At 39.8% G+C, this 12,298-nt stretch carries 9 protein-coding genes and 1 pseudogene; 4 read left to right on the forward strand and 6 right to left on the reverse strand.

Going from position 1 to position 12,298, the window contains the following annotated elements; genetic code table 11:
• Positions 1-2: 2 nt before the first annotated feature.
• Entirely contained in the window at positions 3-719 is a 717-nt protein-coding gene (pyrF, locus tag AYR53_RS09295; RefSeq protein WP_068224219.1) for an orotidine-5'-phosphate decarboxylase, read from the forward strand.
• Complete coding sequence (gene pyrE, locus AYR53_RS09300; protein ID WP_068224217.1) at positions 716-1,345, forward strand: orotate phosphoribosyltransferase; 630 nt, start codon at positions 716-718, stop codon at positions 1,343-1,345. The genes pyrF and pyrE overlap by 4 nt, the downstream gene beginning before the upstream one ends.
• Positions 1,346-1,644: 299 nt before the next feature.
• On the opposite strand, the gene AYR53_RS09305 is transcribed toward pyrE, so the two are convergent.
• The 3 genes from AYR53_RS09305 to AYR53_RS09315 form a co-directional block, all read right to left on the reverse strand.
• Entirely contained in the window at positions 1,645-2,106 is a 462-nt protein-coding gene (locus AYR53_RS09305) for a DUF3021 domain-containing protein (RefSeq protein WP_068224215.1), read from the reverse strand.
• Positions 2,103-2,537 carry a LytTR family DNA-binding domain-containing protein gene (locus AYR53_RS09310; RefSeq protein ID WP_068224213.1) on the reverse strand — a complete coding sequence of 145 codons (435 nt, stop codon included), beginning with the start codon at positions 2,535-2,537 and terminating at the stop codon, positions 2,103-2,105. The genes AYR53_RS09305 and AYR53_RS09310 overlap by 4 nt, the downstream gene beginning before the upstream one ends.
• Before the next feature lie 318 nt (positions 2,538-2,855).
• Positions 2,856-4,574 carry an NFACT RNA binding domain-containing protein gene (locus AYR53_RS09315; RefSeq protein WP_068224210.1) on the reverse strand — a complete coding sequence of 573 codons (1,719 nt, stop codon included), beginning with the start codon at positions 4,572-4,574 and terminating at the stop codon, positions 2,856-2,858.
• A 267-nt stretch (positions 4,575-4,841) separates the two neighbouring features.
• Between AYR53_RS09315 and AYR53_RS09320 the strand changes: the two are divergent.
• Together AYR53_RS09320 and AYR53_RS09325 are read left to right on the forward strand one after the other, a co-directional pair.
• Positions 4,842-5,710, forward strand: a pseudogene (locus AYR53_RS09320) (DegV family protein).
• A gap of 484 nt (positions 5,711-6,194) precedes the next feature.
• Positions 6,195-7,115: an L-lactate dehydrogenase gene (locus AYR53_RS09325; RefSeq protein ID WP_068224206.1), complete on the forward strand. Its 921-nt coding sequence runs from the start codon at positions 6,195-6,197 to the stop codon at positions 7,113-7,115.
• A 203-nt stretch (positions 7,116-7,318) separates the two neighbouring features.
• On the opposite strand, the gene AYR53_RS09330 is transcribed toward AYR53_RS09325, so the two are convergent.
• The 3 genes from AYR53_RS09330 to AYR53_RS09340 all read right to left on the reverse strand — a co-directional run bounded on the left by AYR53_RS09330 (position 7,319) and on the right by AYR53_RS09340 (position 12,277).
• Positions 7,319-8,419 carry a citrate/2-methylcitrate synthase gene (locus AYR53_RS09330; protein ID WP_068224204.1) on the reverse strand — a complete coding sequence of 367 codons (1,101 nt, stop codon included), beginning with the start codon at positions 8,417-8,419 and terminating at the stop codon, positions 7,319-7,321.
• A 16-nt stretch (positions 8,420-8,435) separates the two neighbouring features.
• Positions 8,436-11,069: an aconitate hydratase AcnA gene (acnA, locus tag AYR53_RS09335; protein WP_068280614.1), complete on the reverse strand. Its 2,634-nt coding sequence runs from the start codon at positions 11,067-11,069 to the stop codon at positions 8,436-8,438.
• Positions 11,070-11,347: 278 nt separating this feature from the next.
• The gene (locus AYR53_RS09340; protein ID WP_068224200.1) at positions 11,348-12,277 is read right to left on the reverse strand and encodes a manganese-dependent inorganic pyrophosphatase; all 930 of its coding nucleotides are present in this window, start codon (positions 12,275-12,277) and stop codon (positions 11,348-11,350) included.
• Positions 12,278-12,298: the final 21 nt, after the last annotated feature.

Consider the following 12,298-nt stretch of genomic DNA (forward strand, 5'->3'; position numbering starts at 1 on the left):
GCATGGATACACGACCAATTATTGCCTTGGACTTTCCTAATCAGGCGGCAGTGGTGGAATTTCTACAACAATTTCCCCAAGGCCAACCGTTATTCGTTAAAATTGGTATGGAATTATTTTATAGTGCCGGTCCAGATATTGTGCGGGCGCTAGTGGCTGCTGGTCATGATGTTTTCTTGGATTTAAAACTTTATGATATTCCGCACACTGTTGAAAAGAGCATGCAGGTATTGGGTAACTTAGGTGTCACCATGACAAACGTTCATGCTTCTGGTGGCCGTGAGATGATGCAGGCGGCCAAACAAGGGTTACTAGCGGGAAGTCATGGCCAAAAGCCGCCTAAACTAATTGCGGTAACTCAACTAACTTCTACCAACCAGGCTCAGATACAGCAGGAACAATTAATTACGGCTAGTCTAACTGAAAGTGTCACACATTTGGCCCAATTGGCTGATCAGGCTGGTTTAGACGGTGTTGTTTGCTCCGCTCTAGAGGCAGAGGCAATTAAACGTGCAACTCGGGCGGACTTCTTATGTATCACGCCAGGAATTCGGTTAACTGCTACAACCCATGATGACCAAAAACGGATTGCAACACCCGCTAATGCCGCCAAGTTAGGTAGCAGTCAATTAGTCGTTGGTCGACCAATTACTCAGGCCAAAAATCCAGTTGTGGCTTATCAAGAGATTAAAAAACTTTGGGAGGAATCACTAGTATGACACAAACTGCTGAAATGATTGCTGAGGATTTATTAAGTATCAAGGCCGTTACTTTGCAACCAAAGAAACCTTTTACTTGGGCAAGCGGCATTAAAAGTCCAATTTATACTGATAATCGTTTAACCATTAGTTATCCGAAAATTCGCCGGCACATCGCTCATGGTCTTGCAGCAATTATCCGGGAAAAGTTTCCTGAGGTTGACGTCATTGCCGGAACAGCAACTGCCGGGATTCCCCACGCAGCCTGGGTAGCAGCCGAACTTGATTTACCGTTAATCTACGTGCGTTCTAAACCTAAAGATCACGGCCAGGGTCGACAGATTGAAGGTCACTTGCAACAAGGCCAACGCGTTGTTGTTATTGACGATCTGATTTCAACTGGCGGAAGTGTATTGAAGGCAGTTGCCGCTACTCAAAATGAGGGCGGCGACGTATTAGGCGTTTGCGGGATTTTCAGTTATCAATTGGCAGCAAGTCAGAAAAACTTTGCCGCAGCCAAGTTACCGTTTTATACTTTGACGGATTACGACACTTTAATCGACGTTGCAGTTAAAACTGGCTATATTGATGAAAGTGATCGTGAATTACTACATGATTGGCGCCAGGATCCAACCAATTGGGGCTAGTTGAGCGCCCGAAGAAAATGATGAAACAAGAATCAAGTGGCAATCTTAAAAATAGCTTTATGAAATAATCCAGCGTTAAAACGCATGGATTATTTTTTTGCGCAAAAGCTTTGATACTGGTATAAGTAGTCGTGATTTCCAAATGAACATGATTACCACAAGTACGTTTAATTAAAAAAATGAGTGGTAAGGACTCGGCTAAATACCGTGTTCTTATCACTCAAAAAATTGGTTAAAGTTTTGGCCAATATTTAGTGCGCCGATAATTGAGATCAGGTAGTGGAATTTTATCTAACTTATTAATTAGTTATTTTTTTACTTAATTTTTGATTAATTTGTTTGACGTAATGCTTGAAGCTTAAGTACTTAACACTCCAAATGACAACATAGATTGAGACAAATATTGGCATATAAAAAATCAACCAAGAAACAGGAAACCAGCGGCATAACCCGGCTAGGACGGTGAAACAAATATACGTAATGAAAAAATGAACAATTGTTTGTCTGGTAAGACTCCAGGTTTCAATTTGAAAGACCAAACTGGCCAGACTGAAAATTGCGCCTATTAGGCCCCAGAGAACGATGGAAAGTGTAATTGCAGTCAGTGGATTGGCGAATTGAGCCGTGAAGGCCAGAGTGGAAGGCTGGTAAGAAGTACCGTAATGATATGAAAAAAGAAGCGACATTATTAAACCAATTGTGATGCCAGAGGTAATTCCAAATCCCAAAGTTAATCCTTTACTTCTGTTTTTAGATTTCATAATCCAATTCTCCTTTTTAGGGCCGTCATGTATCTACGTGATACCAAGGCCCTTGATTGATTAGTGAGTAGGATATTGATTAGACCATTGTTTGAAAGTTCTAGGTGATCAATATGGCGATAGTTGACAATTTCACTTTTAGAAACTCGGATAAAATCACTAGGTAATATCAGCTCTAATTGATACAATCTCTGTTTTAAAAGTAGCGTTTCACGCGCCGCTTCAGCGAAAATTCGATTGTTCTGCGCGTAAATGACGTCAATTTGATCAAACTTTAAAGGAACAATGGCATCTTCACGATATCCCCATAATTGATCTCCTGTACCAACTAATTGGTTTGCAATTTCTTGAATTTCAGGAGTGAGTTCTTTTAAGAAAAAGTCAGTATGTTCATCGGGTGTGTCAGGGCTAACGAAAAAATTGGTTTTCATAGTGGGCCTCCTTTTTTACAAACTAAGTATATAACTTTGAATTCGCAGAATAGTAGCTTTAAGGCAAACGGTCTCAAATTTACGGTGAGTGGCGTAAGACCTAATATCAAATTGAAGGTACATCATTATGTGTGGTTAAAGGTCGTTATAAATTATAAAGTTGGGTAATGGTTACTCTTACTATTTCTGAGCATTACGCTAAAACATGTGCCAAAATGCTATCATTGGCGTAAATAGTGAGCTAATCATGGTTAGTTAAATAAGCAACAAAACGGCCACACGCAGATTATCGTGTGGCCGTTTTGCTGACAGCGATGCTTAATTTGGTTGTTTACTTAATTTTTCTACTAATGCCTCATCCGGCGTCACAAATAGCGTATGCTGGCCCTCATAAATAACAAAACCAGGTTTAGCGCCATTGGGTTTATGAACTCGTTTAACTTGCACATAATCTACCGGAACCGTTGCGGATAAACGTGATTTTGAGAAGTAGGCCGCCAAATTGGCCGCTTCCGCCAGTGTTTTCTCACTAGGGTCCGACTGCGCGATAATGACGTGTGATCCCGGGACATTCTTTGCGTGTAACCAGATATCGGTCTTTCTAGCAGTCTTTAGGGTTAAACGATCATTTTGCAGGTTATTTTTACCCACCAAAATCGAAGTACCGGCACTAGCGTAAAATTGATCCGGCTTGCTTAGTTTAGGCCGTTTAATTTTCTTGTTTTTTTGTTGTTTACGGTGCAAATAGCCTTGTTGGAATAACTCTTCCTGAATATCGGTTAAATCTTTCGGCGCCGCAATTTCAATCTGGGCAAGAATTCCACTTAGATAGTCAACTTCTTGTTGGGTTTCCGTCATTTGATCATTAACGTAGTGAACAGCATTTTTTAGCTTTTGGTACTTAGTAAAATATTTTTGCGCATTTTGTGAAGGTGAAATCTGGTTAGATAAATTAATCTTTAAGGGCCGCTCATCAGCATAATAATTAGGTAATTCAATTGATGTCATGCCGCGCTCGACTCGATTTAAGTAAGTTGTTAAGATTTCACCTTTAATGCGGTAATCATTTGCCTTTTCACTGTTTTTCAACGTTTGCGTTAACTTTTTCAACTTTTTACGGTCTTTTTTTAATTCATTTTGAACAAAATGAATTAGTTGACTGCCTTGTTGGTGAACGCGATCAAGTTCAACTTTATCCCGGTAAAATTGATCCAACATATGACTAAGACCTGAATAGTTCTTCTTTTGGCCTTTTTCTGATTGATAGTCAATCGCTGAGAACTGCATTTGTTGGCGCTCATTTAACCGCGTAACAGTTGGTTTAGGTGTCTGATCAATTGCAGTAAAAAAATCTTGCCAAGTAGTTAATGGATTAGATTGTTGCGCTAATCTGGTTGCCAATTCAACACTACTATCAAAACCAAGGCCCTGAAAATCTTGTTGGAGCTTTTTAGCGAGCTTAAAAACGTCTGCAGTTTGTGGTAGTCCTTTAAGGTAATCTCCTGCATCAAACTTGAAGGGGTTAACGTTATCTTGCTTAGGCGGTTCAATATAGGTTGCACCAGGCATCAGTAAACGATAACGGTTCTGATCGCTTGAGACGTGGCGGACAGTATCCAAAATTCGTCCAGTATCTTGTTGGAGAAGGATTAGATTACTGTGTCGGCCCATCATTTCAATAATTAAACTAATATTTTGTAAATCACCTAATTCATTCCGTGAGGTAAAGGTTAGGTGTACAACTCGATCATTTTCTTTTTGACTTAACTGTTTTAAAAGTGCACCGTCAAGGTATTTACGTAGTGTCATTGTAAATTTAGTTGGTTTTGCTGGATTAACGTAAGGAATCTCGGTAACCTGCAAACGTGCGTAAGTTGGGTGGGCCGATAACAACAGAGGGTAATTGTGCCGATTTGCCCGAATCACTAAAATTAATTCATTCGGGTACGGCTGATTGATCCGGCTAATTCGGCCACCGACTAGTAATGGTGCAAGTTCATTGACCATTGCGTGTGTAAAGATACCATCAAATGACATTTAGGTTATCTCGCTTTCTTTTAGAGTTTATCACTGCTAATTATACTGGTTTTTAGATGTTTAGACAAAGGCTTTGACTCTTGTAAGTCGCTAAACAAAAATGTATTATTGATCAAGCAAACTTATTACCTTGGATTAGTTAGTATGAGGGAAGAGAAGCAGTGGGGTAGTTGAATTATTAAATTTTTCCCGTAATTTATGTAAAAATTAGCCACTATGGTATAGTTATTAGTTAGAATATAAAAGTCTATAAAGTAGGTGTCATTCATGAGAATTGCTGTTGTAACTGATAGTACAGCGTATTTGCCCCAACAATTAATCAAGGAAAATAACATTACCGTTGTCCCAATTCCAGTAATTCTGGATGGTAAAACGTATGACGAAGGTACCCAGATTTCAACAAACGAATTCTACACGTGGCTACGGCAATCAGAGACATTACCAAGCACCACGCAACCGTCAATTGGTGAGATGGTAAAATTATACCGTAAGCTTGGTGATCAGGGCTACGATACAGTGATCAGCATTCATTTATCCAGTACTATTTCTGGTTTTCTTAATAATTTGCGCAATGTTGATGATTTAGTGCCTAATACGCACGTTATTCCGTATGATTCGCAGATTACCGTCATTTTAATGGGCGAAATGGTTCTAACCGCCGCGAAGATGGCTAAGGCTGGAAAAACAGTTGATGAAATTTTGGCGCGTTTAGACGCACTTCGCGAAACAACTGACGAATACTTCATTGTTAACGACTTGCAGAATTTAGTCAAAGGCGGCCGTTTATCCAATGCTTCGGCTTTTCTTGGCGGTATGTTACGAATCAAACCAATTTTAACCTTTGATGGTGAACATAAAATAGTTGCGTTTGAAAAAATTCGCTCACTAAAAAAAGCCTACAGTCGTGTTGAAGAATTATTTGATCAAGCCGTTAAAACAACTGATTATCCAATTCACGCGTTCATCATTCACGCTAACGATGAAGCAGCAGCAATGACTTGGCGTGATGAATTACAAGCAAAATAGCAAAATATCCTAAGATAAAATTCGATATTAGTTATTTTGGTCCTGTCATTGGAACTCATTTAGGTGAAAAAGCAATTGCAATTGGTTGGATTAAAGATGAACAAGTCTAAATTAAAGTACTCTTAGTGGAGTGCTTTTTTAATTAACGTTAATTTCGGGGTGCTTTTAAAATAAATTTAATTGGTTTAGGTTAAGCTAATTTGAAGAGGGGGCTAGTTAGAAATTCACTAAATATTGTAAATTAACTGGTATCTAGATTAAGCTTTTATCTAGTTTACATAATATATATTATACAAAGTAGTGTCAAAACTATCTTATTACTTAGAAAAACTGACTTTAGCTTGATCCAACTGCTATTTTTTGCAGTTAACATCTTAAATTAATTGGTAAATATCTGGTTTATTCTCATCTTATTTAGAATAAAAACTAATCCACTTACTAAATTTTAATTGCACATATAATCACTGATACATAAACATTTAAAGCTCAAGTCAATTCCATTTATTTAACTACTTAATCTTAGTTACACTTGCTTATAATGATAAAAGGATTATAATAATCAACATCTTTATTAAATATTGGAGTGATTTATTAATGAATAAAATTGGTATTATTGGTGTTGGTCACGTTGGTTCTGCTGCAGCGCATGAAATTGTCGTTCGTGGACTCTGTAACCACTTAGTTTTAATTGATCGAAATGATGATAAGGCTCATGCCGAAGAACTTGATTTGGCCGATATGGGTTCACAAACCTTATCCCATACACGGATTTCGTCACAAGATTACTCCTTATTAAGCGATGCTGATGTTGTCATTTTTTCAACTGGCAATATGAATCGTCAAGAGCGCGATCGAATGCAAGAATTAGAATGGACAAAGAAAACCGTTTACGACGCTATTCCTAAACTGATGGCCTCTGGTTTTAACGGAATTATTGTTTCGATTACTAATCCTTGTGATGTTATTGCGGCCTTAATTCAAAAAGTTAGTGGTTTACCTAAAAATCATGTCTTCGGTACTGGAACATCATTGGACACAGCACGTATGAAGCGCGTAGTTGCTAATAAATTCCACGTTAATCCTAAAAACGTTGCCGGCTATGTACTGGGTGAACATGGTGATTCACAATTTACCGCTTGGTCAACGGTTTCAATTGCTGGTGTTCCGTTAGCTGAATATCCAGAGTCAGTTGACCTTAATTTAGATGAAATTAAAGAACAAGTTGCTGCTGGTGGCTGGCAAATTCATAGTGGCAAAGGCTATACTTGCTACGGTATTTCGGCCTGTGTTAGTAACATTGTCAAGGCAATTTTAACTGATGAAGTTGGTGCTTTCCCTGTATCTACGTATTCAAAGAAGTACGATACTTACGTTGGTCACCCTGCTTATGTGGCTGGTGATGGAATTGCAAAACAAATCAATTTGAATTTAACTGCCGATGAAGAGACCGAATTAGCCAAATCTGCAGCCAAGATTCATGCTATGTTTGAGGAACACGCATTGGTTTCTGATTAATTGAATTTTCATGGGAGTGGGACAAAAGTTGCTTTTGGCACACATCCTAGCGTAATCTTTGGAAGTAATAAGAGGCTGGGACCTTTGTCCGGCCTCTTTATTTTGGTCGTTTGTTTACGTCTCTTTAGTTGAAGTAACTTAGTTCTCCAAATAGTCAAAATAAATAACCACCTGCATTTCTGCAAATGTGGTTATTTGCGTTACTATTTGGCTTGTTGATTGGCTTCATAAGTCATCATTTGTAAGTGACGTGGGCCAATGTACTCTGAACTAGGCCGAATTAGGGTTGCCTGTTGTCGTTGTTCCTTAATGTGCGCCAACCAACCTGCACAGCGACTGGCTGCGAACAACAACGTAAACTCATCGGCCTTAAAACCAAGACAGTGGTAAATGGTGGCACTGTAAAAATCTACATTGGGAATTAAATGTTTTTGTGCCCACATGTACCGTTCAATCTCAATTGATGTTTGGTACCAATCTAAATGATTGGTTTGTTGCGCTAATTCTTTGGCGTATTTTTTTAGCAACTTTTCACGGGGATCACTTTTTTTATAAATTCTATGGCCAAAACCCATAATTTTTTCACCCTGCTTTAGTTTCTCCTTCAAATACAAAACTGGTGGTCGTTTGTTTGTCGTTAATTCCTCAAGCATTAGGCCAACCTTTTCATTGGCGCCACCGTGTAGTGGTCCTTTTAATGCTGCTATTGCGGCCGTTAAACATGAATAAGTGTCCGTTGCGGTTGATGCCGTAACGCGGGCCGTAAACGTTGAGGCGTTAAATTCGTGATCAGCGTGTACCAGTAAAACTTGATTTTCAATTAATTGCTGCCGTGGTTGTGGCCTTTTACCAGTCACCAGGTAGAGTAAATTAGTTGCGTAATCGGCCTTTGCCAATGGTGTTAAAATTGATTGGCCCCGGTGTAACCGAATAATCGCTGTAATCACAATTAATACTTTGGCCTGAATCGCTTCTGCGGTTAAATCAGCTGGACTGATTATTTCTAGTAAAGACACCGCGGTTCGCAATTGGCTCATTGGTGCCTCTGGCTCACGACAAATTTGTTTAAGGAGGGCCAAATAATTGGCCGGTAATACCATATTATGCGTTAATTGCTGCTGTAACTCAGTTAATTCGGTTTCCTGTGGTAGGCGCAAGTGCCACAATAAGAACATTGTTGTTTCAAAATTAGGTTGCATTTTTGCGAGTTGCTCAATTGGATAACCGGCGTAGATTAAGTGGCCATTATTGGTAGAACTAATACTAGTTTGTCCGGCGACAATACCTGTTAATCCATTCGTCATTTCAAACCGTCTCCTCTCAACGTGCGGTTGCCATTTTAGTAGCAACTACCATGGGTAAAATACCATGATTTTCAAAGTAACGTTGCTCAATTGGTGTATCAAAACGTAAAATCACTTCAAACGCTGTCTTTTCCCCTGCTGGAGAAGCTGCCGTAACTTTAACGTGCCGATCTGGGAGAAATACCAGCGAAAATTGTTCCTCACCAGTTAACTTTAATGTAGTCGCACTCTCACCTGCTTTAAATTGTAGTGGCAAAACGCCCATCATTGCTAAATTTGAACGGTGAATCCGTTCAAAGCTCTCCGCTATAACGACCTTAACCCCTAATAGTGCCACTCCCTTGGCCGCCCAATCTCGGGACGACCCCATGCCGTAATCTTTACCGGCCAAAATAATTAGGCCAACTTTATCCTCTTTGTAATGCTGGGCTGCCTCGTAGATCGTCATTGTTTGTTTTGTTGGCCAATACTGAGTAAAGCCCCCTACTTTATCTGGTGTTAGCTGGTTCTGAATTCGAATGTTAGCTAATGTGCCCCGCACCATTACTTGGTGATTACCTCGGCGAGAACCATAGGAATTAAAATCGCGGGTTGCCACGCCATGTGCCGTTAAATACTGGCCTGCCGGTGTCATTTGGCCAATAAACCCAGCAGGTGAAATATGATCAGTAGTGATTGTGTTTCCTAATTTTGCTAATACGCGTAAATTGGTCATTGGCGTTAGCCGTTGCTTCGTCAAATCAGCAAAGAATGGTGGTTTAGCGATATAAGTTGAGTGTAAATTCCAGGCATAAAGCTGCCCTGTTGGTGCTGGTAACTTATTCCAGATCTTGTTTTGCGTCAAAATGGCAGCATAATTTGCTTTAAATCGTTCTGGCGAAAGACTTTGTTGCTTTAAACGTGTAATTTCGGATTGTTGGGGCCATAAATCACTTAAGTAGATATCCTGGCCCTCGACTGTCCGGGTTATTGGTTCGTGAACTAGGTCGATATCTAATCTACCCGCCAAAGCGTACGCAATGACCAACGGCGGCGAGGCCAAATAGGTATCTTTAATCAAAGGGTGTACGCGACCTTCAAAATTACGGTTACCACTTTCAATTGCGGCAACTGGGTACGCGTGTTTTTCTAAAGTAGTTTCTAGTTCCGGTTTCAATTTCCCCGAATTTCCAATACAAGTTGTGCAGCCATAACCGACTAGATTAAAACCAAGTCGATCCAGTGAATCCTGCAGGCCAGTACTTGCCAAATAGTCACTCACAACTTTGGATCCAGGGGCCAATGAGGTTTTAACGTATTGGGGAACCTTGAGTCCTAATTCAACCGCCTTTTTGGCCAATAAGCCAGCTGCCAATAAAACATCAGGATTAGAGGTATTGGTACAACTGGTAATCGCCGCAATGCCCAAGGCACCAGGTCGTAAAGTGAATTCTTGTTGATCTACAGACACTTGTAAGCCACTTTGCTTAGCATATTTGGTGAAATTATTTGGAAGTTCGGCCAAATGTACCAAATCTTGTGGCCGTGACGGACCTGCAACACTGGCCGAAACTGTACTTAAATCTAGACTTTCAGTTTCGCTGTAATGCCGCAATTCATCTTCATTAGGTTGGTAAAATAAATGGTTGGCTGTTAAGTAAGTCTTGATTAGCTTGATTTTTTCTGGTGAACGATTAGTTAATTTTAAATAGGCCAAGGTTTGTTCGTCCACTGGGAAAAAGCCACAAGTTGCACCATATTCTGGGGCCATATTAGCAATTGTTGCTCGGTCAGCAACTGCCAAGGTAGCCAAGGCAGGCCCATAGAATTCAACTAATTTTCCGACAACATCGTGTTGCCGTAATTGATGTGTCAGAGTTAGAGCAAGATCAGTTGCTGTGGTTCCAGGTTTAAGCTGGCCAGTTAAACGAACACCGACAACTTTTGGCATTGGAATGTACGAAACTTCACCTAACATACTGGCCTCCGCTTCAATTCCACCAACTCCCCAGCCAAGTACACCTAACCCATTCACCATCGTTGTATGCGAATCCGTTCCCACTAGCGTATCTGGATAAGCCAGAATTTCTTCCCCAGACATTTTAGTTGCGACCACTTGGGCCAAATACTCCAAATTAATTTGGTGAATAATACCAGTATCGGGTGGAATTATTGTTAAATTTTTAAATGCTTGTTGAGCCCACTTTAAAAAGCTATAGCGTTCGTGGTTACGTTCAAATTCACGCTTCACGTTATACGCAAATGCCGCCGAATCACCTGACCGATCAACTTGAACGGAATGATCAACGACTAGATCAACGGGAACGTCAGGGTTAACTTGATTGGCATTTCCGCCAACTGCAACCAATTTATCACGCATGGCTGCGAGGTCAACTAACGCAGGAATCCCAGTAAAATCCTGTAAAATAACTCGTTCAGGCTTAAATGGAATATCCTGTTCATGGGCATGATCCCAATTTATAAACGATGGCAAAGATTTTTTTAATTCCGGCCGTTTTGTACTTTGGCGTAAAACGGCCTCTAGCAGAATTCTGATGGTGTACGGAAAAGTTTCAACCTGCTGCTTCTGTTGGCCTAACCACGTAGCAATATTCCAATAATAGTAAACTTTATTTGCAACTTCTAATTTTTGTTTAACCGTACTGTCCATTGATTGACCCCCTAGCTTATTTAGCGTTAACTTAATATAATCTATTTTTAATCATAATCTAATCATTGTCAAACGTAATTAAGTCTATGTTAGGTGGGTTTTCTTCCTTTTTTGTTCAGAACGCGATTAAACAACATTAAAATTGGCTAATAAAAATTTTATAATCTTACTGAATGATGTTAGATGTTCTAACTTAAAATTAATCTAAAAAAGGGCTTTAACAAATATCAGATTTGTTAAAGCCCTTTTACATTATCGAAATAACTATTTTTAATTACTTAAGCATTAAAAGCATCAGTTAATTGTGGGACAATCTGCTTCTTACGTGAAACAACCCCAGGTAAGGCGATGCGTTTATTGGTTAGTTTAGCAGAAAATGCTTGTTCAACTGGTGCAGTTGGTCCGCCAACCACCAACACATCAGAATCACTATCTAAAATGTTAGTGACCATCAAAACAAACAAGTCATAGCCTTCAGCCTTATTTGCGGCAGTAATGGCAGCTTCAAAATCAGCCTGACGTTTATAGATATCATTAACGTCAACAGTATTGATCTGAGCAACGCGAACTGATTTACCGGCCATCGTAAATGATTTGGCGTCCGCATCAATTAATTCACTCGCAGACTTATCATCAACATTAGTTCCGGCACGCAACATTTCTAACCCATATTGATTTTCGTCCACACCAGCCAATTTAGCCAATTCTTTTACGGCCTGGCGATCATCGTCGGTAGTCGTTGGGGATTTTAGCAACAACGTATCAGAAATGATTGCTGACAACATTAAACCAGCTAATTGTTTAGGAATAACCACGTCATTTTCATGATATAACTTAGTTAAAATAGTGCTGGTACACCCTACTGGTTCAGCACGATAAAATAAAGGGTTAGCCGTTTCAAAGTTAGCAATTCGATGGTGGTCAACAACCGCAACTACTTGAACGTCCTTAATATCGGCCACGCTCTGCTGGGCCTCGTTGTGATCAACCAACATTACCTGGCTCACTTCTGCAGCTGCAGAGGTGATGACACGAGGTGCTTTTGCATTAAAATGATCTAAAACAAATTTAGTTTCATCATTGGGTTCCCCCAGCGCAACGGCCTCTGTCTCTTTACCCAACTTGTTTTCCAAGTATGAAAATGCCATTGCAGCCACAATAGCGTCAGTATCTGGATTTTGGTGTCCAAAAATTAACTGCTTACTCATTTAACAAAACACTCCTTAGTA

Origin of the sequence: Loigolactobacillus backii (assembly GCF_001663675.1) — a bacterium.
In the GTDB taxonomy this organism is placed as follows: domain Bacteria; phylum Bacillota; class Bacilli; order Lactobacillales; family Lactobacillaceae; genus Loigolactobacillus; species Loigolactobacillus backii.